Origin of the sequence: Pseudoalteromonas shioyasakiensis, assembly GCA_013391845.1 — a bacterium.
In the GTDB taxonomy this organism is placed as follows: Bacteria; Pseudomonadota; Gammaproteobacteria; order Enterobacterales; family Alteromonadaceae; genus Pseudoalteromonas; species Pseudoalteromonas apostichopi.
Genome location: CP058414.1, coordinates 884,216 through 909,427, shown reverse-complemented (window position 1 = coordinate 909,427; position 25,212 = coordinate 884,216). Strand labels below are relative to the sequence as shown.

The window sequence follows — 25,212 nt, the reverse complement described above, 5'->3', positions numbered from 1 at the left end:
ATTGGTATTAACAAAGCCTGTTACTTAACACGGCTCACGTATTCACCGCTACGTGTATCAACTTTGATCACTTCGCCGATTTGTACGAATAGAGGAACACGAACAACAGCACCTGTGCTTAATGTTGCTGGTTTACCGCCAGTACCCGCTGTATCACCTTTTAGACCTGGATCTGTTTCAGTGATTTCTAATTCAACGAAGTTTGGTGGAGTCACAGCGATTGGGCTACCGTTCCAAAGCGTGATTGTACAAACGTCATTTTCAACTAACCATTTTGCATTGTCGCCAAGCGCTTTTTCGTCAGCAGCGATTTGCTCAAATGTTTCGTTGTTCATGAAGTGCCAGAACTCACCGTCAGTGTATAGATACGCTAAATCTGTATCCATTACGTCTGCACCTTCAACTGATTCACCTGACTTGAATGTTTTTTCTAGTACTTTACCTGTGATAAGTTTACGAATACGAACACGGTTAAACGCCTGGCCTTTACCTGGTTTTACCATTTCATTTTCTAAGATGCTGCAAGGTTCGCCGTCTAACATAATTTTTAGGCCGCCCTTGAACTCATTGGTGCTATAATTCGCCATCGTTTCCTCTGTCTAAATAATTTCGAGTAATCTACGTGTCAATGATACAAAGAAATGAAGTAAATTTGCATAAAAACTGGCAAAAAGAATTGGCAAATGTTGTCACTTGTCCTGAACGCTTGCTAGAAATGCTAGGATTATCAAGCAAAGTAGACGAAAAAGACCTCAAAGCACGCAGTCTTTTTCCTGTCCGTGTGCCACTGCCTTTTATCAAAAAAATGCGTTATGGCGACATAAACGACCCTCTTTTGCTGCAAGTGATGCCAAAACACCAAGAGTTTTTAGCAAAAACAGGTTACGATAAAGACCCTCTAAAAGAACAAGATAATAATCAACCGGGCTTATTACACAAGTATCGCTCTCGCGTTTTAGTGATGTTTAAAACCGGTTGTGCTGTAAATTGCCGCTATTGTTTTAGACGTCATTTTCCTTATCAAGAAAACCAATTAAACAAACGCAGTTTAATTGAGGCACTGGCATATATAAAAGCCGACGCCAACATCAACGAAGTCATTTTGAGTGGTGGTGATCCATTGATGGCCAAGGACGATGCTGTTAGTTGGTTTATGGATGAGCTCGAACAGCTACCGCAAATTAAACGCATGCGTATTCATAGCCGCTTGCCTGTGGTGATCCCAGCAAGAATTACCGATGAGCTATGTTCGCGCTTTGCTGCATCGCCTTTAAAAGTGGTGTTTATAAACCATATCAATCACGCCAACGAAATTGATGATGAATTTAAAGCGGCTATGCAAAAATTAAAAGTCGCGGGGGTTACGTTATTAAATCAAGCGGTATTACTGAAAGATGTGAATGATTCTGTTGATTCACAAGTTGCACTAAGTGAAGCACTATTTGAGGCAGATATACTTCCTTACTACTTACATCTACTAGATAAAGTTGAGGGTGCCAGCCATTTTGATATAGCTGAGAGTCAGGCACGGGAAATCGTGACGGCTATGCTGGCAGCATTGCCGGGATTCTTGGTTCCTAAGCTGGTGCGCGAGATCGGTGGCGAGCAAAGTAAAACGCCTATCGATCTAAGGGCGTGTTGACCTTTGTTGATTGAAATTTGTTCACTCTAGGGGCGATTTAATCGCGGCGCGAGATTTGTAACCTAGTGGGCTAAGTAAAAATCGAGCAACAAAGAGTTAATCGCCCCTAGGAAGAACCCGAAGGGCAGCGCGTGTTTGGCATTGATGCTGCGTTATCGCCTATTTATGTGGAACAACCACACTGCATAGGCTCTGCCTTGCCTAAATACCAAACACACTGCTGCAAAATTAATCATAAAGGGTCAACACGCCCTATCTAGTTTAACAACTAAACGTATACGTTTACGTTGTTACCTAGTGTCGCAGTTACCGACTTAGCAGGTGTTTGCGCTGCAGCACTCGATGTTGCTGCGCCTTCGATAAGTGCAAGTGCCGCAGCACCATCAGCCTTTTGCTGTTTTTTAGCAAGCGATGCGCTGTAAACTTCTGCACTTTCGCCACCGCCACTCATCGCTGGTAAGCTTGATCCTGATATATTCATAGTTCATTACCTGACTTTTTATGACAATCCACGTACTATATCGGCATTGCAGTCTAAAGCTTTAGGAAAAAAATGGATTCAATTATTGAACAACTCAATGCTAACCTAAAAATCGTTTATCGTCAGGCACTTGATGCTGATAAAAAATTAGATGACTTACAGCAGCAAGGCCATGGTAAATTCAAAGCCTTATTTGCAAAAGATGCTGGCTTTGATTTTGAAGCAAAACGCTTTAAACCTTACGTTCTCGATGTTGCTGCTGATGTAGAAAGCTTAAGCAACGACGGTATGGACGAAGAAAAACTGAAAAAAACCGTTATTAAACTGCAACAGTTACTACAACTGTTAGCGACGTTTAAGTAACGTAGAAGCCTCTATTTTTATAGAGGCTTACGCGCGAAATAAATTTCACGCCTACACCAAAGGCATTTAATCTCACAAAGAGAGATAAGAGACGCTGCGCTCAAGAGGTGCTAAATTAAGATACTTTTTTAGTTTATTCTTTCTCTTCTCGTTTACTTCTTTTTGTGCAAAAACATGTTGAACCACAGAGAACACAGAGGCGCTACGCTTTAGAGAGAAACAAAAAAGTATTATCATCACTTCCTCATTCACTTATCTTTGTGCAAATATTTTCGTGCGAAATAAATTTCACGCCAACATGTGGGAGCAGCTTTAGCCGTTAATTGTTTTTCGGCGTTAAAACGCCTCCCACGATATAGGTCTTTTACAAGACCTACAAACAACACAGTTCAACTTTAAACTGACAGCTGACAGCTGACAGCTATCATTCACCCAAATTTAACGACGGCAATAACTCATCTTCAAACCAATCAGTGATTAAACGCTTATCGTAGTAGTAGGCTTCATCGCGCCCCATTTTCATGCGATCCATAAATCCCATATCTTTAAGCTTGATATCATTTGCTTCGCTTATCACTTTACCGTTTTTATCGGTAATCGAATAATTTAGGTCGATACGTGGGAAGTAAATTGGCTTGATGATACGTAACTCATTCATGGTACCAAAACGCACATCACCGGCTAGGTCAAGCTCTGTCACTTCAACGTTAAAGGTGTAGCCTTCAGGTAACTTTTCGGCAAGCTTGTTGAAGTGTTTTTCAAAATTTTTCGCCACATTTTTATGAAATGAACCTTTTGGTGAATTGTTGCCAGGTTCTACATCACGGTAATCGTTAAAGTCATGCCATTTAACTTTTGCCTCTCCTGCATGAGCAAAAGCAGGTAGTGCAATAACCATTGCTAAGGCAATTTTTTTTACTGTATTCATCTGTTTCTCCACTTAACAGGTATAGCTAATGATTAAATTTTAGCTGCTGACAATTAACTATAGCTTAATATCTAAACACTTAGGTGTAACCAATATGGTGCAAAATGTAATCAAAAACAAGCGATTCATGTTTTTGCTTTATTGTTATGAATCACAATTTATTTATGTAATTTAACGCAAAATGTGCTGAAATAAGGCTAATTCAACCAGGTATAGTTCATGGATATTTTATGACCATTTTAGTCACCGGCGGAGCCGGATACATCGGTTCTCACACCGTTTTAGAATTATTACAACAAGGCACTGACGTTGTTGTTCTTGATAATTTAAGTAATTCATCGAATGAGTCATTGGCTCGCGTAAAACAAATCACTGGCAAAGACGTCACGTTTTATCAAGGTGATATTTTAGATAGAGCCTGCCTAGACAAAATATTCCGTGAACACGCAATTGATAGTGTTATTCACTTTGCTGGTTTAAAAGCGGTTGGTGAATCGGTTGTAAAGCCTATTGAGTATTACCAAAACAACGTACAAGGTACACTGACTTTGGTTGATGCCATGCGTGACGCTGGCGTATTTAAGTTAGTATTTAGCTCATCAGCAACTGTATACGGTGACCCTGCAAGCTTGCCAATTCGTGAAGACTTCCCGGTTGGCGGTACGACCAACCCATATGGCACATCAAAGCTTATGGTTGAGATGATGCTACAAGATATCGCAAAATCAGATGAACGCTTTGCCTTTGTTATCTTACGTTACTTTAACCCTGTCGGCGCGCATGAATCCGGCCTGATTGGTGAAGACCCGAATGGTATACCTAACAACTTATTACCTTATATTTCGCAAGTCGCAGTGGGTAAGCTAGCAAAGCTAGGTGTATTTGGGGATGACTACGATACTGTAGATGGTACAGGTGTTCGTGATTATATCCATGTCGTCGATTTAGCATTAGGTCACTTAAAAGCACTTAACCGTATTGCAACTGATACAGGTGCACACGTATTTAACCTTGGCACAGGTAATGGTTACTCAGTACTGCAAATGGTTACCGCTTTTGAAAAAGCCAGCGGTCAAGCTGTCCCATATCAAATTTCACCGCGTAGAGCAGGCGACATTGCAGCTTGCTATGCAGCACCAGAAAAAGCGTTAAAAGAGCTTGGCTGGCAAGCTGAACGAGGCATCGATGAAATGATGCAAGATACGTGGCGCTGGCAAAGTAATAACCCTAACGGTTACAAATAGTCAAAGTCTAAAATTAAAAAGCTGATGTTCACACATCGGCTTTTTAATTTGATGAGGCTTTCTTAAGCTGCGCAATCCCCCAGAAAAGTACCCCAGCCCCAGTGCAGGATAAGAAAAAGAACAACCCTAAGCCGACTGGCGATCCCCAAAACAAAATACTGTATAAAACTTCCATCTTTATATCCTTTATTATTATTTGAATAACAAGTTATATAAGTTTTAGGAACAGCCCGTCAAGTAGCAATATCAGCGCATCGCTTGAATACTCTCTAGCGCTGCAGCAAGCTGTGATTTTAGTTTTTTATGACGCATATAAACAGCGAACACTATAATGCCATTGATACCAAGCTGGATAAGCCATAGGCTGTATGTTTTAAACATAACCATGTTAAACAAGGCAACAATTAGCAGAGCGGACCAAAGAGCAACACAGCCAATAAAGCTCACATACCAGTAATGAACTTGGTGTTTCAGCTGGCTTTCTTTAAAGTTGAGCATCGCGTTTACGTCTAGCGTTTCAGCCCGCCAAAGCTTTCGTCTTAAACGGTAAGACCAAACGCCAAAACCTAGTGGAATAGGCACTAATAGTGCAAACATGAAGGTTTCATAAGTATGTTTTGCCTCAAACAACATGGCGTAAATACAAAACACGGTTACCACAACACCTAATAAAGAGTCTATTAAACCTTTTAGCTTTAATTTAGTTCGCGACTTTTGTGTTTGTGCAATTAATGCAGCGCTATCCACTTTCGGCGTTGCCTGCACGAATGCCTGCTGCCACTTAGCTAATTGATCATCTGCTTCGAATTTATCCACTTCATTCACTCCATTAGGCTTGCAAGTTGTTGCCTTGCTCTACTTGCACGTTTCGCAACAGCATCTTCAGACAGACCCAGTGTTTCGGCTATCTCACTTTGATTAAACCCTTCAAGCTGTAGAGCAAGCACCTGCCTATATTTCAGCGTTAATTTACGCAGGGCAGCCATTAAATCTAAACTGTCGTCTTGTGATTTGTGTGCACTTAAAGCTTGGGTGTAATCAACACTCTCAGAGCTTGCAACCTCTTTACGGTTTTGCTCTTTAATCACATGATCAACTGCTTTATTGTGAGCTATTCGGGCGATATAGGTTTTTACGCTAGCATCGCCTCGAAAGGCAATATCTGGTGATGATTCATTACTTTCAAATGCGCGCCAAAGCGCCAATGACATCTCTTGAATTAGCTCATCTTGTAACGCTTGATTGATCTCGTAGGTTGCAGCAACACGCGCCAACAGCGGCGCGTATTCATTCAGCAATGTGTTTATTTGAACATCAGCTTTCACTGTACTTCCATGTTTTTATTATTATTTGAACAAACGATTATAGGCACAAAAGAAAGTACACGCTAATACAGGCCCCATCAGTAGCATAGGTAAAAGGCTATACGGTGCAGCAAAGGTAACAAGCATATTAATCAAACAAAGCACGCTTAGCGGTTTAATCACTCTTAGTGCTGTTGCAAGGCTTTCTTTTACAGCTGCACTAAGTGAAGAATTACTTAAAAGTAACAGAGGTACCACAAATATAAGCAGCATATTCATAGGAACAATTGATACAAACATAACTCCTACGCGCCAACGCTCAACATCAACAAACTGACCAGATAATAATGCCGATAACTGCTCACTTCCAATCAAAGTACTCCCTACAGCAAGTTGCACCAGCGCGAGTAAAATACCCACTACTGACCAAACCGCAACTCGTCCCCACTTCGCCCATGTTGTATTGTGTCGAAATGAAAAGCCTTGATTACTATTTAGGTTAAACAATAAAGGCCACACGGTTGCCATTAACATAGGCGCTAACCATTTCGATAATGTTAAACCTATAGGTGCTGGCAATAGTTGCACTAGCCCAGGCAAAATAGCGAACAGTGTCATTAGTAAGAAAAGTTTAAACGGCGCCTTTTTAAATAGCCCCCAACCTTCTTTTAACCAAAGAGCAGCATCACTAAATGGTGCATTCGTTGAATCAAGTTTTAGCGTATTCACAGTTGATGTTGTAGTCGTCATGAGCTTGTCCTTTTCGTAAAAATAGATACATAAGACACTGCCTATCGCTACCACCGAATAGAACAACTTCGTGTCATTTGCAGCTATAGACGAGACAAACTCAAAAAACCTGACAAAATATTTTTAAAAAATTAAAAATAATTTTATTTGGTTGAATTTTAAGGATAAAAACATGGGTGGAACAAAAGTGGAACAAAACTGTTAAAGATTGGTGTAAAGCGTTGATTTACAAGTTTTAATATAAAGAAAATGGTGGCCCCTCCCAGACTTGAACTGGGGACCTAACGATTATGAGTCGTGTGCTCTAACCAACTGAGCTAAGGGGCCAATGTATTAGCGAAAGCTAAATTTTTGATGCGTTTAGCAGGTTTAACTGACTAAAGCGGGATGCAGTATAAAAAGTTTTTGTAACCTTGTCACTAGCAAAACCCTTTATTTTAACAATCACTAATTCAATTGCTCAAATAGTAAACTTTTTGTTTTTACAACAACCTTAAAGCATGCCGATTAGTTTCTAGCTTCCGACATTGTTCTAGATCAAATAGCTAGATCAGTAAACTCGTTAAAATAGCCGCTCAATCAATTGCGGAGTGCTGACTGTGATAAATTTACCAAGCTGGGATCAATCTCTGATCAACAAGTACAATATTTCTGGGCCTCGATATACATCTTACCCAACGGCATTGTCTTTAGCTGATGGTTATAACCAACAAGATATGATTAACGCGATTGCAGCGTCGAAAAGCCGTTCTTTATCGCTGTATATCCATATCCCTTTTTGCAGTCAGCTTTGTTATTACTGTGGCTGTAACAAGGTGATCACACGTCATCAATCCAAAGCCGATTTATACCTAGATAATTTAGCGCTTGAGATTGCTGAGCAAGCAACGCTTTTTGCTGATTATAAAGTTGAGCAACTGCATTTAGGAGGTGGTACGCCAACTTTTTTATCGGCAGAACAAATGAGCCGCTTAATGACGTTAGTTGAACAGCACTTTAATTTTGCTGATGATGCCGAGCGTGGTATTGAGATTGACCCTCGTTCTTTAGCTGATGGCATGCTAGTTCACCTACGTAAGCTTGGCTTCAATCGTGTCTCGTTTGGAATTCAAGATTTCAATGATGATGTGCAACTGGCAGTTAATCGTCCACAAAGCGTGCAATCTGTAAAAGGCTTGATTAGTGAAGCTCGTGAGCTTGGCTTTAAATCTATTAATGCCGATATGATTTACGGTTTACCTTTGCAAACGCCTGAGAGCTTCAAAGAGACGATTGCACAGCTTATTGAACTAAACCCCGATCGCGTTTCGGTATTTAACTATGCTCACTTACCAGATAGATTCGCAGCACAGCGCAAGATTAAAGACGCTGACTTACCATCTGCTGGCGATAAGCTCACTATGTTCAAAAATACACTTGAGCAGATGTTAGCGGCGGGTTATCAGTTTATCGGTATGGACCACTTTGCCCGTAAAGACAATGAACTGGCAATTGCGCAAAACGCAGGTCAATTACATCGTAATTTCCAAGGTTACACAACGCATGGACAGTGTGACTTATTAGGTTTAGGCGTGTCGTCTATTTCGCAAATTGGCAATGCTATTTTACAAAACGAAAAAGAGTTAAAGCACTATTACAAAGCTGTGCAAGAAGGGTTTGGCAGTGCAGTATGTAAAGGTGTCGCTCTAACTGATGACGATACTTTACGTGCCGCAGTAATCAAACAATTGATCTGCCAGTTTGAGCTTGATATTCCAGCAATCGAAGAACAATTTAATATCAACTTCGCTAGCTACTTCTGTGAGGCACTAAAAGCACTCGACCCACTGCTTGCTGATGGCTTGGTGACTGTTAGCCAAGATAAGATCACAGTAACAGCCCGCGGTAATTTATTTATTCGTATTATTTGTATGTGCTTTGATGCGCACCTACAACAACAAATCAAGCAAACTCGTTTCTCACGAGTTATCTAGCCCAACAAAAAGCAGAGCCTAGGCTCTGCTTTTTATTTTGCTTAAATCACAACTTCTGCTTAATTGAATACTACGTTTTCGCTGCCTGGCGCGGCTTTAAACTCTTCAATTATGCGGGCGCAATCTGCTTTAATCTCATCGCTATGCTGCTCTTCAGCACGCCAGCGAACGGTGTCCATTTTGAAAACCTCTTTTTTAGAGTATTTCTTTCGAGCATCGTGCGTTGGCATATCTTTTACGACTTCGTACATTTTAAAGATGCCAGGGTAACGCTCACTTAACTCAAACTCTTCTGCAAAGCTGTATTGAGAGATCAGCACCCAAATGCGTAAGCAGCCTTCAGAGAACTCACATTGCTCTTCATTCATTGCACGGGCAATTAAATGAATGCTATCGGCTAACTTTGCATTACGTTTTGCTTTTGATGCTGCAAGCTTTTGCTCATGCTCAGCTTGCTTCTTGGCGATAAGCTTATTTTGCTCTTTTAGTTTATAAAGAAGTTGTCCTGCATAAAACGCAAGCCCTGCGATAATTGCCGCACCAATTACTATGGCAATAATCAAGGTTGTGCTCATCGCTCATCCTCATCTTCGTCATCAAACCATTCGTTGGCTAAGTCATCTGATAAGTACTTATCGAAGTCAGACTCACCTTCATCGAATGAATCATCTTCAAAGTCATCTTCGTACTCGTCTTCATCTTCAATACCTAATAGCTCGCATAAAGCCTGATGACGAGCAATACGACTATTAAAGTACTTAGCATCTTTACCAGTTAATAACTCGCCACGCTCATGACGCTCAACCAACTTCAGTAGACGCTCGTCATTTTCTAGCGCTTCTAACTCTTGCTCTGGCGTTAATTCAGGCTCAGCCACTTTTTTAAGCTCAACCATTGGTTTCAAGTTGCGTTTCATTTCAACTTTCGGCTCGGCCTTAGGGGCAACTAAAGAAATAGGCTTTTTACTACCAACACGCTTATCTTTCGGTTGATTGTTCGCTGCTGCGTTTTCTGCGCTTAGTACATCAGGTGCATTTCGAGACCCTGGTTTAGCGCCTTTGGTCTTTTTAACTCGCTGCTCTTTTAACGCGCGCATTTCTTTAAGCTTTTCTTTGCTTAAACGTACAGGACCATTTGATGGAATTTTACGCGACTTTTTCTTTCTACTCATATCTTGATCATCTCACTTAAGAGGTTGTGCACAACGCCTTTGTGGCATTGTAATGCTGGCATAACCAGAAGAATTCGATGTGCGGATGTGGTTGGTCAACTTGACGAACTGCGCACTTTTTATACTTTTAGTACAAACGGTGGCTATTGTAACAGGACAAATAAAAAGGCGGTAGAGAAAACATCTCTACCGCCTACTAATCTGAGCGCCAATTATCTGGACACTTCTCCCTTCGACTTTTTAGTCTTTATTATTTTTATTATTATTGTTTATCCATTTTGTTATTTTTTTAACCTTCCGTGTAGCATTCCATTTTGTTTTTATTATTAAACTTCCATGAGCTTTTATTATTCTCGGTCAATCCTGACGCTTTTTTGTTATTTCCTTTAGGACACCTAACCAGTGTCAACCCCTAAAGACTTGCCGCAATCACTTTCCTTATTACATTGTCCATGTTGTTTTTGATGTCTCAGCGACAGTGGTTAATTTACTCATTAATAATTTTGTTACAACTAATTTATATAATTTTTCTTACAGATAAGATATTGCAACAAGTGCAATCCATTTAATAACAAAGAGTTATGCTAAAAATAGAAATAAAAATAGGATTTAGCTTACAGCTCACTATGGACAATGTCTCACACGAGAGTAGGAGATTTCGACATGTGTTAAATACAAAAAAAGCAGCTTGCGCTGCTTTTTTCACACTAATCACATATTAATACGGAGTATTTCTATCCGCAATCAGACTTTAGTGTAAGCCACCTAAGTATTTTGAAAGTACTTCGATGTCTTTATCTGTTAGCTTTTTAGCGATATCTTGCATCATACCGTTTAAGTCGTTATTACGCGTACCATCACGGAACTTTTCAAGTTGTGACTTGATGTATTCTGGATGTTGGAACGAAACTTTCGGAAATTTTGCTAGTGATGTACCGTTGCCACGTGGACCGTGACACGCAGCACATGCTGGAATACCGCGCTCAGCATCACCGGCTTTATAAAGCTGTTGACCCACTTCCACTACATCTTTAGGTGTTGTACCTTCAGACATATTTAAAGAAGAGAAGTAAGCAGCTAGGTCTTTCATGTCTTGATCGCTAAGCGGCATAGCCATACCACTCATTACTGGATCCATACGACCTTCTTTGCCTCCAGATGTCATACCTAATTTAAACTCTTGTAATTGTTTATAGATATAATCTGCGTGTTGGCCTGCAATTTTAGGGTAGATATTAACCGGTGCATTACCGTCTGGGCCGTGACAAGCCGCACACGTTGCCGATTTCTCTTTACCTGCGTTTACATCGCCATCAAATGCTGTTGCGTTGCTTGCTGACAACGTACCAAGCAATATAGTTAAAGATAGTGCTATTTTTTTCATGGTGAATTCTCTGTTTCCGACCCTGTATCATCTACAATATGGATGTTGTGATTTCTATATTCTACACGATAATAAATTCTCTGGCACGTTTTCTGCCCACATTAAGCTCATAATTTATAGGGATTTGACTTAGATTAAGTTTCTACTTAGTAATTTTCCTAATTTAAAGCCAATTTAGCACGCTTAAATACGCTTTTGAATGCTGCTTTAATAGTATAAAATACGTGCCTTAAGTGGAAATTAGCCACTGCTTGTTATTTTTTATAAAAGACTAGGAGAGCCTGTGCTCAAATCTCGTATCAAATACAACACTGCGTCCTTTGTTACCAGCGCACCTGATATCTCACGCTTACCTGCTGATACGGGGATTGAAGTCGCGTTTGCTGGTCGCTCTAATGCTGGTAAATCAAGTGCTCTAAACACTTTGACTGATCAAAAGTTAGCTCGAACTTCTAAAACACCAGGTCGTACTCAGCTGATCAATACCTTTGAACTTGATGCCGATAAACGCCTTATCGACTTACCGGGTTACGGTTTCGCTAAAGTACCTATCGAAATGAAGAAAAAATGGCAAAAATCGCTAGGTGAATACTTACAAAAGCGTCAAAGCTTAAAAGGTATCGTTGTTTTAATGGATATTCGCCATCCGTTAAAAGATTTAGACCGTGACTTAATCGACTGGGCCGTTGGTAGTGAAATTCCAGTGCTGGCACTATTAACTAAAGCCGACAAACTCAAACAAGGCGCACGTAAAGCGCAAGTTTTACAAGTTCGCCGTGAGTTAAGTAGCTTAGATGGTGATATTACAGTTCATGCCTTCTCTTCATTAAAAGGCACAGGCTTACCTGAAGTTGCTAAAAAGCTAGATGAGTGGTTTTTAGGACCCATTGAAGTTGAAGCTCCTGAGTCTGACGAACAACCAGAAGCTTAAACACTTAGGCCAAGTAATAACGCTTGGCTAATGATTCTAAGTAATAGCCCTGCTCGTCTGAGCAGGCTATTTCGGCCCACTGATAATAAACATTTCTCGATACCCGCGCAGCCAAGCCATGTGCTAATTGAAGATAAGGCACACTGACACCTTCAAATTCACGTAATACCAATGGTTGCTTTGCTGATACGAGCCATGCACGCTGCAAATTATCGACACAACAAAGCGCAGGACCTTGCTCTGTGTCTTCAAAACGCCAATCAATAATAACAAAAGGCACATCATCGACTGTAATGGCCATTTTCTCGACCGGCGTTTTTAAAAAATAAGTATCAACTTCTTTGCAAAGAACTGAGGCAAAGAGCTTAACCATTGCCTCGCGTTTTATTTCACTGCCGGCATAAAACCACCGCCCTTGCGCATCAATCGTCATTGGCAATTGCCCACAATTTTGTGGCTGCCATTGATCAAAGGGTTTATCGGGAGCCTGAAGAGCGGCTTCTAATTCGGCAAGTGATTGCATTATTTATCTTTATCAAGCGTCAAAGAGAATGTCACAGGTATAGCTGTTGCAATAGATGGTAGACCTGCAAGCTTTTGCAGTTCGCTAATACCTTCTGTTACTTTGAAATCACTCGCATTAATAATAACGGGTGTAAAAGATGATACGGTTACATCGCCTTTCGGTGACATATTAGCAAGCACATCAATTGTTAGGTCTTTTTTATTGCCATGAAAGTCTAACTCAGCCTTTAAACCTTTAAGTACATGTTGACCAGGCTCAAGTTTTAACAATGTTTTGCTTAAATCAGCAGTTAACACAGCATTAGGAAATTTAGCCGTTTCAAATAACAGCTTAGTCATGCGCTCATTGCGGATAGGGATCAGTGTTTCAACCGATGCCAGGTCGATCATCAACTTAAATTGACCTTGCTCATCTAGTGTTCCAGATACTTTTTTAAAATGATGCGCTTCTGCAACTGAGTTCTTTTTGATAGACACAAAGCTCACGTTGCTTTGCTCATTATTAACTTGCCAGTTTGCGCTGGCTAAAGGGGCAACTAAAATACTCGATAATGAAAAGGCAGCAATTGCCATAGATTTAAACATAACGCATTCCTTCGAAAGTAAATAAGAATCACTTTGATGGTATCACTTGCGTTGATTTGTGCAATGAATTGTATGATAAGAGAAAGAAAAAGCGACTCACTCAACAAGGAGTGAGTCGTTATAGCAAACTGGGGAGAAGCTATCAATACGTTGCATCCTTTCAGATGCATCATCAACAGGATGTCCTACAGGATGAGGACGGCGCGGACTTTAGCAAATACCAGATTAAAAATAAATTGCACAACCGCAGAAACAACACAAATTGATAAAGATATAACGAAACACTAAAACCATCTTTTCTTGTTTACCTTAAATTAACATTACAGCGAGCCGTAATTTAGGGTAAAGTGAATTTAAAGCACGCTAAAATCAGACTTTTTTAAGGCTTGTTAGTGATAAAAATTGCAGTAGAAGAGTAAAAGGTATGAAGAAAATCCCCCTATTTTTATTTGTTACCTTACTTTTTTTCATGAATCCTTGCTGTCATGCAAAAAAAACAACGACACAATATCCTGTTGTTTTAGTTCACGGGCTAATGGGTTTTGATAATTTACTCGGCCTCGATTATTTTTATAATGTTGCAACCAGTCTCAACCAAGATGGTACCTTGGTGTTCACACCAGCGGTCTCTGCTATAAATAGCTCTGAGATACGAGGCGAACAATTACTCACTCAAGTCGAAACAATTTTAGCACTGACTGGCGCCAAAAAAGTAAACTTGATTGGCCATAGCCAAGGTGCGCAAACAGTGCGCTACGTTGCATCAACTAGACCTGATCTTATTGCCTCCGTAACCAGTATCGGAGGGGCAAATTATGGTAGTGAAATTATTGATCTTATTAATCAAAAACTGCCAGCAAACTCTCAAGCACAACATGCAGCCCAGTTAATATTTGATGCGCTTGGTGGTGTTATTTCACTACTATCAGGTAACAGTGAATTACCACAAAACACACTTGGTGCATTAAATAGCTTAAGTACTCAGGGTGCGAACGCATTTAATCAAAAATACCCTGAAGGCTTACCGGTAAATAAATGCGAGCAAGGTCAGATAGTTGCCGAAAATGGTGTGTACTATTTTTCGTGGAGTGGTACAGCAGCACTCACTAATATACTGGATCTAACTGATTTGCCCATGCTACTTGGCTCATTACTCATTTTAGGAAAAGATGATGGCCTTATATCACGCTGTAGTAGTCATTTAGGCTATGTAATTAAAGATAATTATGAAATGAACCACTTAGATGAGATTAATCAGTTTATTGGTTTACACAATTTTCGTGAAGTTGACCCTATTGAGCTTTATCGTCAACACGTAAAGAGATTGCGGGAGTTGGGGTTATAGTTAACGAGTAATGATTTATTTTTGGTTAAGTAGGGTCGCTCGAAGCGATGTTCTATATAGAAGCGATCAGCCTTCAGCGGTCAGACGTGCGAAACAAGTTTCACGCCTACCTGTAGCAGCGGCTTTATGCCGCGACCCTTAAATTGGAAGCTAGATTCGAGATAAATACGGTATAACGGTCAAGCAAATCGCTAACTTTTAGTCTGAAAGCTGACGGCTGATAGCTGACAGCTCTCATTTATTGCGACTATTAGTGAGCTTGCTGCCAGTTGTCACCACTGTCGGCTTCAACAATCAATGGCACATCGAGAGTAGCAGCTTCAGACATTAACTTACATATTTCAGCTTTATACTCATCAACACACTCTTCTTTAATTTCAAAAACTAATTCATCGTGCACTTGCATTAGAAGCTTCACTGAACCTTCAGCTTGTGCATTCACCCATTGATGAACTTTAAGCATCGCTTTTTTGATAATATCTGCGGCCGTACCTTGCATGGGTGCATTGATAGCAGCACGTTCTGCAGCTTTACGACGAGCACCGTTACGTGCATTGATTTCTGGTAAATGTAAGCGACGACCAAAAATCGTCTCTACATAGCCTTTCTCTGCTGCTTTTTCACGAGTTGTTTCCATGTACTCAAGTACGCCTGGGAAACGCTCAAAATATTTATCAATATAATGTTGTGCTTCATGGCGTGGCACATCTAATTGACGTGATAAACCAAATGCCGACATGCCATAAATTAAGCCAAAGTTAACCGCTTTTGCTTTACGGCGCATATCGCTGGTAACCTCTTCAAGACTTACCCCGAAAACTTCTGCTGCTGTTGCACTATGAACATCTAAGCCATTTGCAAATGCAGTGAGTAGGCCTTTATCTTGTGATAAATGCGCCATGATACGTAATTCAATTTGGCTGTAGTCGGCCGCCACAATTTTATGGCTAGGAGCAGCAATAAAGGCTTCACGAATACGACGTCCCTCTTCTGAACGAATTGGAATATTCTGTAAGTTAGGATCAGTTGAGCTTAAACGCCCTGTTGCTGTTACTGCTTGATGATACGAAGTATGCACTCGCTTAGTGCGCTCATTAACCATTAGCGGTAGTTTATCTGTGTACGTTGATTTCAGTTTTGACAAACCACGATGCTCAATAATCACCTTAGGTAATGGGTAATCATGAGCTAATTCTTGCAGCACTTCTTCTGCAGTTGAAGGTGCACCCTTTGGTGTTTTCTTGATAACAGGAAGCTCTAACTTTTCAAACAAAATCGCTTGTAGCTGCTTAGGCGAGCCTAAGTTAAATTTTTCACCTGCAATATCATAGGCTTCTTGCTCAAGTTCTAATAAGCGTTCACCCAAACGTTGGCTATGAGCTGCCAGCATGTTGCTATCAATTGCAACACCTGTACGTTCAATATCAGAAAGCACAGAAACGAGAGGTAATTCTATGTCTTCAAATACCGACTTTAGCTGATTATCTGCATCAATTTTTGGCCATAAAACTTGGTGAAGACGAAGTGTTATATCTGCATCTTCAGCGGCATACGGTGCCGCTTTTTCAAGCTCAATTTGGTTAAATGTTAACTGCTTTTTACCTTTGCCAGCGATATCTTCGAAGCTAATATTTTTGTGGCCTAAGTATTTAAGTGCCAGTGAGTCCATATCATGACGGCTACCTACACTATTAAATACATACGACTCCAGCATAGTGTCATACTTAATGCCTTTTAGCTCGTAGCCAGCATTCGCTAACACACTTTTATCGTATTTTAAGTTTTGTCCAACTTTCGCTTTGTTTTCGTCAGCTAAGATTGGGCCAATTTTTGCCATTACAGTTTCTAAACTTAATTGATCTGGCGCATCTGGATAATCATGTGCTACCGGTAAATACGCTGCTTCTCCTGCTTTAACCGCAAAGCTCATACCGACCAATTGCGCTTGCATATAATCGAGGCTGGTTGTTTCAGTATCAAAAGCAAAAAGTTCGGCATCATTTAACTGCGTCACTAAGGTATCAAGCTGTTCTTCAGTTAAAATTGTTTCATAATGCGCATCAGCAACTTTTGGTAATTCGTTAGCTTCTGTTGGTACATCTAAATGAGTGTCAGCATCTTTAGGGTTATCAAGTAGTTCAGCTAACCAGCGGCGGAACTCACACTCACCATAGAGTGCGATAAGTTCGTCACGATTAGGTTCTTGCAGCTTAAAGCTTTCTAGATCCGACTCAACGTCAACATCACACTTAATTGTTGCTAATTCATAGCTAAGTGGCAGATGATCAAGTGCTGCAGCAAGCTTTTCACCAATTTTGCCTTTAATTTCACCAGCATGATCAATTACACCTTGCAATGATCCATATTTTTGCAGCCATTTCACCGCTGTTTTTGGACCACAGCCATCAACACCTGGAATGTTATCGACTTTGTCGCCCATTAAGGCAAGATAATCAATGATCAGCTCAGGGCCAACACCAAACTTCTCAACCACAGTGTCTGGATCTGAAATGCTATCAGTCATCGTATTAATAAGCGTGACATGCTCATTAACAAGCTGCGCCATATCTTTATCGCCGGTAGAGATCAGTACATGACGTTGCTGCTCTGAAGCAATACGCGCAAACGTACCAATGACATCATCAGCCTCAACACCTTCAATACTAATAAGCGGAAAACCCATTGCTTTTATAATGTTATGCAATGGTGCGATCTGAGTGCGTAAGTCATCCGGCATTGGTGGGCGATTAGCTTTATATTCGCTATACATGTCATTTCTGAAGGTTTTACCTTTGGCATCAAATACCACCACCATGTGTGATGGATCATATTGCTTGATCAAACTCTTAAGCATATTAACTACGCCATAGATTGCGCCTGTCGCTTCACCTTTTGAGTTAGTAAGGTGTGGTGGCGAATGATATGCACGGAATAAATAAGAAGAACCATCAACAAGAATAAGTGGATTTTCAGGGATCTGAGCCATGGTGAAATTGGATCCTAATTGAATAACATTAAATTGTTTGTAAGCATGCCATAAGGCCATCAAGAAAACGACTGTGAATTATTAACCAATAGAGGTTTATTAAAGAGCAAGCTGTGGATAACTTTGTAGATAACAGACAGAGTTAATTCTCCCAAAATGAAAAAACATTTAGGAAATTTTAGTAAGTTCATGTTTTGATTTAAAAAAGATATTACGACGTTCTTTTTTTATTATTTTAGTCCGATGTGGAAAACGGTTTTAGTAGCGATAACCTTTTGCTTATTCGATACCGAATTAACATCCCTTTTCATAACCGGGGGAGTATTCTAGCATAATGGATCAAAGATCATAGCGATCCTTTATACTTTTTTTTTCGTTAGTAATTTATAAAAAGGCATAAACAGCTATTCATAACGCTTTGCGAGTTATCGAGCTACAAAAATTTTTTATTTTGTCGGCTGACTCGTATCCTTGTTAAACTAAAGCTAATCGCATTAAGGAGAGTTCAAAAATGAAAAAAGTGGCAGTTATTTTAGCAGGTTGCGGCGTTTACGACGGCGCAGAGATCAATGAGTCAGTATTAACTTTATTACATATAGCCAAAGCAGGCGCGAGCTATGAGTGCTTCGCACCTGATATTGAACAAATGCATACCATTAATCACCTAACAGGTGAAGAAATGGCACCTAACCGTAATGTGTTAGTTGAAGCTGCTCGCATTGCACGTGGTGAAATTAAAGCCCTTACAGAGCTAAATGTAAATGAATTCGACGCTTTGATTGTACCAGGTGGTTTTGGTGCCGCGAAAAACTTATCAGATTTTGCAGTCAAGGGCGTAGATGCCCAAGTTCAAAGTGATGTACTTACAACAGCGAAAGCCTTTGTCGAGGCCAATAAAGCGGCTGGGTATATTTGCATTGCCCCTGCGATGCTTCCACTTATATATGGCAAGGGTGTCAAAACCACCATTGGTAACGACGCTGATACAGCAGCAGCTATCGAGCAGCTTGGCGGTGCACATCAGAAACTGTGCAGTTAATGAGATCGTTGTTGATCAGCAGCATAAAGTGGTCACAACCCCTGCTTATATGTTGGCACAAAGCATTTTAGATGCTGACGCAGGTATCGAAAAATTAGTAAAAAAAGTATTAGAACTCGCTTAATAATCGGGCAAATAGCCAGCATCTAATGCAGGCTTTTCTTGCGCTAACGCAAAAAATGAAGGTTTTTCTATAGAAAAAGCCTTTTAGATCATTTTATAAATTGTGGCTTAGCGTTATAATCGTTCTAATTTCCGTCAGATATCGTGATTGATCACGTTCAAACCGAAGTGAGCAAGGCAAAATGAAAAAACTATCAGCTGCATTATTACTGCTAGCAACAACGGCATATGCACAAGCGTATGACAACTCTTTGACTGAAGATGCAATTAAAAAGCGTCTAGCGCCAATTGGTTCTGTATATCTAGAAGGTGATAAAGCTGCGGCCGCTGCTGAGCCTACAGGTCCTCGTTCTGGTGAGCAAGTTTACCAAGCAGCTTGTTTTGCTTGTCATGGTACTGGCGCACTAGGTGCTCCTAAATCAGCTGATGATTGGGCTCCTCGTATCGCTAAAGGTAAAGATACACTTTTAGATCACGCGCTTAACGGTTTCAACGCAATGCCTCCTAAAGGTACGTGTATGGATTGTTCTGAAGATGAAATCAGCGCTGCTATCGATTTCATGACTAGCAAATAATAGTTTTAAAACTAATACTAAGGGCTTAATTTTATTAGGCCCTTTTTTTATGTCTATTTTAAAGCGCTAAGCTAGCTCTGTAGCCAATTCAGACCCATAATAAATTACCATTTTGTTAACATCTGTTACTTGACGATCTAATAAAAAAGTGGAACTATATAGGACGAAATTTAAACAACAATAAGTTCTGGTTCTAAATCATTGGAAGATTCAGCAACACACATTGATAAGCTAGCCCGTAAGAATGCTCGCTTAAAATCGCTTTTACAAAAGTATAAGCAATCACATCACTTGCAAAATGCTCTTTTACAATTATCAGAGCAAGCAAGTACTGTTGCCGAATTAACCCTGCTCTATCCCGCTATTCATAATATTTTACAAGACTATATTCCGAGTAAAAACTTCTTCGTTGTATTGCATAACCCGGTTTACGATACTCTTGAGTTGTCTTATTTCGCTGATGAAAAAGATGGTCTTTCTGTACCATTAAAGTATGAGCAGTACTTCAAAGAAGGCTTAACGGGTTATGTATTCAAGCAAGGTAAAACCAGCTACTTTACCAAACAACAGACTGAGCAAGCTGTTGAACAAGGCTTACTTAAATGTTTTGGTACACCTGCAGAGCACTGGGTGGGCGTACCCGTCTACCGTGAAAAAGTCATTATTGGCGTAATGGTTGCGCAAAGCTACGACATAAACCAATGCTATTCAGAGCAACAAATTGAATTGCTAGAAGCTATGTCACTTTACTTAGCAACAGCAATTGAACGAGTGAAAAAGCGTGAACTACTAGAGTCTGAAGTTAAAATTCGAACCCGTGCATTAACTCAAAGTAACCAAGCACTTAACGACGAAATTCAACAGCGCAAAAATGCTCTCGAACGCCAACAACTGCTATTCAAAATATCAGAGCTGGCAACGCAAAGTAAAAACCTTGACGATGTATATCAGCATGTTCATAGCATTATCAAAAATATTACCTATGCAGATAACTTATACATCGCATTGTATGACCAACAATCTCATTGGTTGAGTTTTCCTTATTGCGTCGATGAGTTTAACGATAATGGCAAACCACGACCATTTGCTAAAGGCTACAGTGAACTGGTTCTCAGCACTGAAAAGTGCCAGGTCATAGACAGTGAAAGAGCAAAAGAGCTCATCAAACTTGGCGTTGTAGAGAGGCCTGTTAATGTTCCATCAGAGCGCACTGCGACTAGTTGGTTAGGTGCTCCGCTCAAAACTTCGCAAGGTGTTATAGGTCTCATTGTTTGCCAAGCTTATAATAATAAACATGAGTTTAGTCAGGATGATTGTGAGCTAATTACATTTGTATCACATCAAATTGCTAACGTTATCCAAACTCATCTAGCCAACCAAGAGTTAAAGCTCAGTCACCAAAAATTGGAACATCGAGTCACTGAAAAAACTAAAGAGCTTCGCCAAGCTAATATGCACCTGCAAATGCAAATTGAAGAGCGAAAAAAAATAGAACAACAGTTGTATCACGATGCACACCACGACTCATTAACTAGTTTACCTAATCGCAGTTTGTTCTTAACTCAGCTTGAAAAAACATTGCAGCATTACCAGCGCTACCCAGAGCAGCAATTTGCGGTGCTATTTATTGACCTTGATAAATTTAAAGATATAAACGATCACCTTGGTCATCAGGCAGGTGACCAATTTTTAATTGGTGTTGCAGAGTCTTTCTCGCATTGTATTCGTGAGCATGATCTACTCGCACGCTTAGGTGGTGATGAATTTGTGGTATTGCTAACTCACTTAACTGAACAACAGCAAGCCCAAGATGTTGCAAAACGTATCATCGAAATTATGAAAAAACCTTTCTGTATGAAAGGTCAATGTATTCAAAGTGGTGCCAGTATTGGTATCACCTACTCAAAACCAAGCTACAAACACACTGATGAAATTATTCGCGATGCAGATGCCGCGATGTATTACGCCAAAAATGCAGGCCGAAATCGCTTTGAGTGTTTTCATCCACTGCTTAATGCCAGTAATGTACAGCATGATGTAGAGAATATGCATCACCTAGATGATTTGCCTATGCACTTTAGATGTGCAGAAATCATTACCTTGGATGAAAAAACTCACGCTGAGTCTTTACTAGAAGCATTTGGTGAGCACCCTGTGCTTGGTAGCACTAGCTTTGAAGTCCTCAAAAAATTTGCGACCGATCGTGTTCAGCACTTCGAAGTTGAGCTTAATCTACTAAAACAAGCCTTTTCCCTAGCAAGTAACAGCCAACTCGAAAAAGTACTGTTTTCTTGTTCAGGATTAGTTTTAGAGCGTATTAACTTTCAGGCACTGTGTAAGTTATTAAACGCACACGATTCAAATAGAATGTGTTTATTGTTCAACGAACAAGAAATTCGTTACGCTTCAGCGATACAAATTGAAAACTTAAAAAGCTTGGTCGCACAAGGGTTTTCGATTGGTTTAAATGAATTTGCTAAAGATCGCTGTGAGTTAAACTTATTAACTGAGTTCCAGTTCGATTACTTATTGTTGAGTTCAACATTCAGTAAGCGTGTTCTACAGCAAGAGAATTATCATTTGCAACTACAAGGTGTTTTAGCTATCACTAAGCTGCAAAATATCCAAGTAATAGCTAAAGGTCCGTCGATTTTTAACTACCGCACTTTGCTAGATAAGCACGGATTATCGCTGTTTATTGGTAAACAGCATGCGCTGGCTCCCTTCGAGCACGAAGCACCTAGCGCACAATTCATTACTTCTTAAGCATCGCTCTTAAATTAGCCACTCGTGCCTGGCCTTTCTCCATACGCTCAGCTTGTGAGGAAGGTGGCTTCTTCGCTTCAAAGGCTAAGTCATCTTGTGGTAACTCCTGCACAAAGCGACTTAGCTCTGTGTCTGAGGTTTCACCAAACTGACGACGTATTTTAGCATAGGTCATTACTAGCTCTTGCTGGGCGCGTGTAATTCCTACATAGGCAAGACGACGCTCTTCTTCAACGTTATCTTCATCAATACTTACTTGGTGCGGTAATAAGCCCTCTTCCATGCCAACCATGAACACATACGGATACTCTAAGCCTTTTGAAGCATGTAATGTTAGTAATTGCACGGCATCAGATTCGTCCTCTTCTTCGTTACGCTCAAGCATATCGCGCAAGGTCAGTTTACTAACCACCTCAGCAAGGTTCAGCGGTGGGTTATCTGCATCACCTGTCAGCATATCGGTGATCCAACGATATAGCTCTGAGACGTTTTTCATGCGCATTTCAGCAGCTTTTGCACTCGGTGATGACTCATATAGATAAGCTTCGTAATTAATTTGTCTAACTAGTTCTTTTACTGCTTCAAGGGTATCACCCCGAACTGCATTATCAGATAGCTCAACTACCCAACGGGCAAAGCCAGCTAAGGCATTAAAGCCACGCCCTTTTAATCGGTGCGCAAGCTCAGGCTCAAAGCATGCAGCAAATAAGCTGATATGCTTTTCATTAGCAAGGGTACCTAGCTTTTCCAGTGTGACAGTACCAATCTCACGACGTGGCGTATTAACAATACGTAAAAATGCGTTGTCGTCGTCTTGATTCACCAATAAGCGCAAGTACGCCATGATATCTTTGATTTCTGAGCGAGAGAAAAACGACATACCGCCGCTGATTTTATAAGGAATACGGTTACTCATGAGTGCTTTTTCAAACACTCGCGCTTGGTGGTTACCACGGTATAAAATCGCATAATCTTTATAACTAGTGCGCTTCATGAATTTATGAGAAATGATCTCTGCAACCACTCGCTCAGATTCATGCTCTTCATCTCGGCAACCAATTACTTTAATGGGCTCACCATAACCAAGTTCACTGAATAGCTTTTTATCAAACTCATGCGGGTTATTAGCAATCAGAATATTTGCAGCTTTAAGAATTCGTCCAGCACTTCGGTAGTTTTGTTCTAGCTTAATTAAACGTAAGCCCGGAAAATCTTTACTCAATAGCACCAGATTTTGTGGCTTTGCACCACGCCATGAGTAGATAGATTGATCATCATCGCCTACCACGGTAAACCGGGCTCGTTCACCCACTAATAGCTTAACTAGCTGATACTGACTAGTATTCGTATCTTGATACTCATCCACCAGCAAGTAACGAAAACGCTGTTGCCAGCGCTCACGTGCCGTGACATTTTGACTAAGCAATAAAGTTGGGATCATGATCAGATCATCAAAATCAAGGGCATTATAGGCGCGCAGTTGATTTTGATAACGAGCATATAACTGAGCAAATAACGCTTTTTGCGGCTCACGGGCTTCGCGAACAGCACGCTCAGGTAGAATCAATTCGTTCTTCCAACTACCTATTTGCATCTTCAGCAGGTTAAGTAAATCTTTGTCCTTTTTAAGCTCTTCTTCGGTCAGCTCAGCTAATAACTGGTTGGTATCTTGGTCATCAAACAACGAAAAACCAGGTTTAAAACCTAAAGTAGTTAACTCTTTTTTGATAATCTCAAGCCCAAGCGTATGAAACGTTGAAACCCATAAGCCTTTCGACTCTTGCTTGCCCAGTGTTTGCGTTACACGCTCACGCATTTCTTTTGCAGCTTTATTGGTGAATGTAACTGCGGCAATATTACGTGCTTGGTACTCACACTTTTGCACCAAGTAAGCAATTTTATTAGTAATAACACGCGTTTTACCTGAACCCGCACCGGCTAATACCAGACACGGTCCACTGATATATTTTACCGCTTCATCTTGTTTTGGGTTGAGTTTCATAAGCCCCTAAAGAAATTATCCAAAGATAGGACGGGCAATTTTACCGTAATCACTACACTACGCCTAGCCAATAAGGTAAGATTGTTTTTTTACGTGACTCAAGGGACGAAGATGATTAACCCAGCAAAACTTGAAGAAATCGCTAAGCAAATCACTGATAACATGCCACAAGGCGTGAAAAACCTTGCCGAAACAGTCGAAGGCAAGACTAAGCAAGCTATTCAAAACAAACTTGCTGAGATGGACTTTGTAAGCCGTGATGAGTTTGATATTCAAAGCCAAGTACTTATTCGTACTCGTGAGAAACTCACTGAGCTTGAAGAGAAAGTTGCTTTACTTGAGCAGCAACTTGCTAGCAAACAAGACGAACAATAAAAAAGGAGAGCTAATTAGCTCTCCTTTTTTCTACCATATTCGGTATTAACTTTTTTCGGCAACGCGTTCGAAAACACGCTTAACCGCAATTCCGTATGTATCACTGGCTTCTTCAGCACAAGTTACTACCGACTCTAAATCATTAAGGTGGCCATTGGCTAAACCATAAACCCAACCATGGATTGTTAAATCTTGACCTTTTGCCCAGGCATCTTGGACGATATTAGTACGGCAAACATTACGTACTTGTTCAATAACGTTGAGTTCTATCAGGCTATTTAAACGCTCTTGTTCTGGTAATGAGTTGAGTTGTTCAATGTGTTTTTCTTTTACATCACCTACATGACGAAGCCAGTTATCAATTAAACCAAAACTCGCTCCGTTCAATACCGCCTGTACACCACCACAACCATAGTGGCCAACGACCATTATGTGCTTCACTTTAAGTACTTCAACGGCATATTGCATCACCGAAAGACAGTTATGATCAGTATGAACAACGACATTTGCTACGTTTCGATGAACAAATAACTCTCCAGGTAGCAAGTCTACTATTTCATTTGCAGGTACACGTGAATCAGAACAACCGATCCACAGGTACTCTGGATTTTGCTGCATTGATAGAATTTTAAAAAACTCAGGATCACTTTCACTCGTACGCGCAGCCCAACGTCTATTATTTTCGAATAAATTTTTTAACTTTCTCATTGCGCCTCTTTA

At 40.4% G+C, this 25,212-nt stretch carries 23 protein-coding genes, 1 tRNA gene and 1 pseudogene; 10 read left to right on the top strand and 15 right to left on the bottom strand.

Annotation, left to right across the window (positions count from 1 at the left end; translation table 11 throughout):
• Positions 1-20 precede the first annotated feature (20 nt).
• Positions 21-587 carry an elongation factor P gene (gene efp / locus HYD28_04125; GenBank protein ID QLE08215.1) on the bottom strand — a complete coding sequence of 189 codons (567 nt, stop codon included), beginning with the start codon at positions 585-587 and terminating at the stop codon, positions 21-23.
• 41 nt (positions 588-628) lie between these two features.
• On the opposite strand from efp, the gene epmB reads away from it, so the two are divergent.
• Positions 629-1,642, top strand: a complete 1,014-nt coding sequence (gene epmB, locus HYD28_04120) for an EF-P beta-lysylation protein EpmB (GenBank protein ID QLE08214.1) — start codon at positions 629-631, stop codon at positions 1,640-1,642.
• 268 nt (positions 1,643-1,910) lie between these two features.
• Here the strand turns inward: epmB and HYD28_04115 are convergent, their stop codons facing one another.
• A complete protein-coding gene (locus tag HYD28_04115) occupies positions 1,911-2,123 on the bottom strand; it encodes a hypothetical protein (protein ID QLE08213.1) in 213 nt (70 codons plus the stop codon).
• Positions 2,124-2,195: 72 nt separating this feature from the next.
• Here HYD28_04115 and HYD28_04110 point away from each other — a divergent pair, with 72 nt between their 5' ends.
• Positions 2,196-2,486, top strand: a complete 291-nt coding sequence (locus tag HYD28_04110; protein QLE08212.1) for a prephenate dehydrogenase — start codon at positions 2,196-2,198, stop codon at positions 2,484-2,486.
• Positions 2,487-2,910: 424 nt separating this feature from the next.
• On the opposite strand, the gene HYD28_04105 is transcribed toward HYD28_04110, so the two are convergent.
• On the bottom strand, positions 2,911-3,414 hold the full coding sequence (locus tag HYD28_04105; protein ID QLE08211.1) for a DUF3016 domain-containing protein: 504 nt from the start codon (positions 3,412-3,414) through the stop codon (positions 2,911-2,913).
• A gap of 230 nt (positions 3,415-3,644) precedes the next feature.
• Here HYD28_04105 and galE point away from each other — a divergent pair, with 230 nt between their 5' ends.
• Positions 3,645-4,658 carry a UDP-glucose 4-epimerase GalE gene (gene galE / locus HYD28_04100; GenBank protein ID QLE08210.1) on the top strand — a complete coding sequence of 338 codons (1,014 nt, stop codon included), beginning with the start codon at positions 3,645-3,647 and terminating at the stop codon, positions 4,656-4,658.
• A gap of 246 nt (positions 4,659-4,904) precedes the next feature.
• Here the strand turns inward: galE and HYD28_04095 are convergent, their stop codons facing one another.
• The 4 genes from HYD28_04095 to HYD28_04080 form a co-directional block, all read right to left on the bottom strand.
• Positions 4,905-5,474 carry a hypothetical protein gene (locus tag HYD28_04095; GenBank protein QLE08209.1) on the bottom strand — a complete coding sequence of 190 codons (570 nt, stop codon included), beginning with the start codon at positions 5,472-5,474 and terminating at the stop codon, positions 4,905-4,907.
• 5 nt (positions 5,475-5,479) lie between these two features.
• Complete coding sequence (locus HYD28_04090) at positions 5,480-5,983, bottom strand: sigma-70 family RNA polymerase sigma factor (GenBank protein ID QLE08208.1); 504 nt, start codon at positions 5,981-5,983, stop codon at positions 5,480-5,482.
• A gap of 21 nt (positions 5,984-6,004) precedes the next feature.
• Complete coding sequence (locus HYD28_04085) at positions 6,005-6,712, bottom strand: hypothetical protein (GenBank protein ID QLE08207.1); 708 nt, start codon at positions 6,710-6,712, stop codon at positions 6,005-6,007.
• Positions 6,713-6,962: 250 nt separating this feature from the next.
• Positions 6,963-7,039, bottom strand: a tRNA-Ile gene (locus HYD28_04080).
• 272 nt (positions 7,040-7,311) lie between these two features.
• On the opposite strand from HYD28_04080, the gene hemN reads away from it, so the two are divergent.
• On the top strand, positions 7,312-8,685 hold the full coding sequence (gene hemN / locus HYD28_04075) for an oxygen-independent coproporphyrinogen III oxidase (protein QLE08206.1): 1,374 nt from the start codon (positions 7,312-7,314) through the stop codon (positions 8,683-8,685).
• Positions 8,686-8,744: 59 nt separating this feature from the next.
• Here hemN and HYD28_04070 read toward each other — a convergent pair whose 3' ends face one another.
• The 3 genes from HYD28_04070 to HYD28_04060 all read right to left on the bottom strand — a co-directional run bounded on the left by HYD28_04070 (position 8,745) and on the right by HYD28_04060 (position 11,240).
• Positions 8,745-9,260 carry a DUF2489 domain-containing protein gene (locus tag HYD28_04070; GenBank protein QLE08205.1) on the bottom strand — a complete coding sequence of 172 codons (516 nt, stop codon included), beginning with the start codon at positions 9,258-9,260 and terminating at the stop codon, positions 8,745-8,747.
• Positions 9,257-9,856 (bottom strand): GTPase-activating protein, encoded by a 600-nt coding sequence (locus tag HYD28_04065; protein ID QLE08204.1) that lies wholly within the window; start codon positions 9,854-9,856, stop codon positions 9,257-9,259. The genes HYD28_04070 and HYD28_04065 overlap by 4 nt, the downstream gene beginning before the upstream one ends.
• A 751-nt stretch (positions 9,857-10,607) precedes the next feature.
• The gene (locus HYD28_04060; GenBank protein ID QLE08203.1) at positions 10,608-11,240 is read right to left on the bottom strand and encodes a cytochrome c4; all 633 of its coding nucleotides are present in this window, start codon (positions 11,238-11,240) and stop codon (positions 10,608-10,610) included.
• Between the two features lie 283 nt (positions 11,241-11,523).
• Here HYD28_04060 and HYD28_04055 point away from each other — a divergent pair, with 283 nt between their 5' ends.
• Positions 11,524-12,171 carry a YihA family ribosome biogenesis GTP-binding protein gene (locus tag HYD28_04055; protein QLE08202.1) on the top strand — a complete coding sequence of 216 codons (648 nt, stop codon included), beginning with the start codon at positions 11,524-11,526 and terminating at the stop codon, positions 12,169-12,171.
• Positions 12,172-12,175: 4 nt separating this feature from the next.
• Here HYD28_04055 and HYD28_04050 read toward each other — a convergent pair whose 3' ends face one another.
• Entirely contained in the window at positions 12,176-12,694 is a 519-nt protein-coding gene (locus HYD28_04050) for a DUF1285 domain-containing protein (GenBank protein ID QLE08201.1), read from the bottom strand.
• The gene (locus HYD28_04045; protein QLE08200.1) at positions 12,694-13,281 is read right to left on the bottom strand and encodes a YceI family protein; all 588 of its coding nucleotides are present in this window, start codon (positions 13,279-13,281) and stop codon (positions 12,694-12,696) included. The genes HYD28_04050 and HYD28_04045 overlap by 1 nt, the downstream gene beginning before the upstream one ends.
• Positions 13,282-13,705: 424 nt before the next feature.
• Between HYD28_04045 and HYD28_04040 the strand changes: the two genes are divergently transcribed.
• The gene (locus tag HYD28_04040) at positions 13,706-14,626 is read left to right on the top strand and encodes a triacylglycerol lipase (GenBank protein QLE08199.1); all 921 of its coding nucleotides are present in this window, start codon (positions 13,706-13,708) and stop codon (positions 14,624-14,626) included.
• A 250-nt stretch (positions 14,627-14,876) separates the two neighbouring features.
• Here HYD28_04040 and polA read toward each other — a convergent pair whose 3' ends face one another.
• Entirely contained in the window at positions 14,877-17,612 is a 2,736-nt protein-coding gene (gene polA / locus HYD28_04035; protein ID QLE08198.1) for a DNA polymerase I, read from the bottom strand.
• A gap of 511 nt (positions 17,613-18,123) precedes the next feature.
• Here polA and elbB point away from each other — a divergent pair.
• From elbB to HYD28_04020, 3 genes and pseudogenes are all read left to right on the top strand, one after another.
• Positions 18,124-18,775 (top strand): annotated as a pseudogene (gene elbB / locus HYD28_04030) (isoprenoid biosynthesis glyoxalase ElbB).
• Between the two features lie 181 nt (positions 18,776-18,956).
• Positions 18,957-19,349, top strand: coding sequence for a cytochrome c5 family protein (locus HYD28_04025; GenBank protein QLE08197.1), 393 nt, complete (start codon positions 18,957-18,959; stop codon positions 19,347-19,349).
• Positions 19,350-19,550: 201 nt separating this feature from the next.
• Positions 19,551-22,115: a diguanylate cyclase gene (locus HYD28_04020; protein ID QLE08196.1), complete on the top strand. Its 2,565-nt coding sequence runs from the start codon at positions 19,551-19,553 to the stop codon at positions 22,113-22,115.
• Here HYD28_04020 and rep read toward each other — a convergent pair.
• Positions 22,105-24,117 carry a DNA helicase Rep gene (rep, locus tag HYD28_04015; protein QLE08195.1) on the bottom strand — a complete coding sequence of 671 codons (2,013 nt, stop codon included), beginning with the start codon at positions 24,115-24,117 and terminating at the stop codon, positions 22,105-22,107. The two genes, HYD28_04020 and rep, sit on opposite strands and share 11 nt — an antisense overlap.
• Positions 24,118-24,228: 111 nt before the next feature.
• On the opposite strand from rep, the gene HYD28_04010 reads away from it, so the two are divergent.
• Positions 24,229-24,492, top strand: a complete 264-nt coding sequence (locus HYD28_04010; GenBank protein ID QLE08194.1) for an accessory factor UbiK family protein — start codon at positions 24,229-24,231, stop codon at positions 24,490-24,492.
• Between the two features lie 45 nt (positions 24,493-24,537).
• On the opposite strand, the gene can is transcribed toward HYD28_04010, so the two are convergent.
• Positions 24,538-25,200 carry a carbonate dehydratase gene (gene can, locus HYD28_04005; GenBank protein ID QLE08193.1) on the bottom strand — a complete coding sequence of 221 codons (663 nt, stop codon included), beginning with the start codon at positions 25,198-25,200 and terminating at the stop codon, positions 24,538-24,540.
• Positions 25,201-25,212 lie beyond the last annotated feature (12 nt).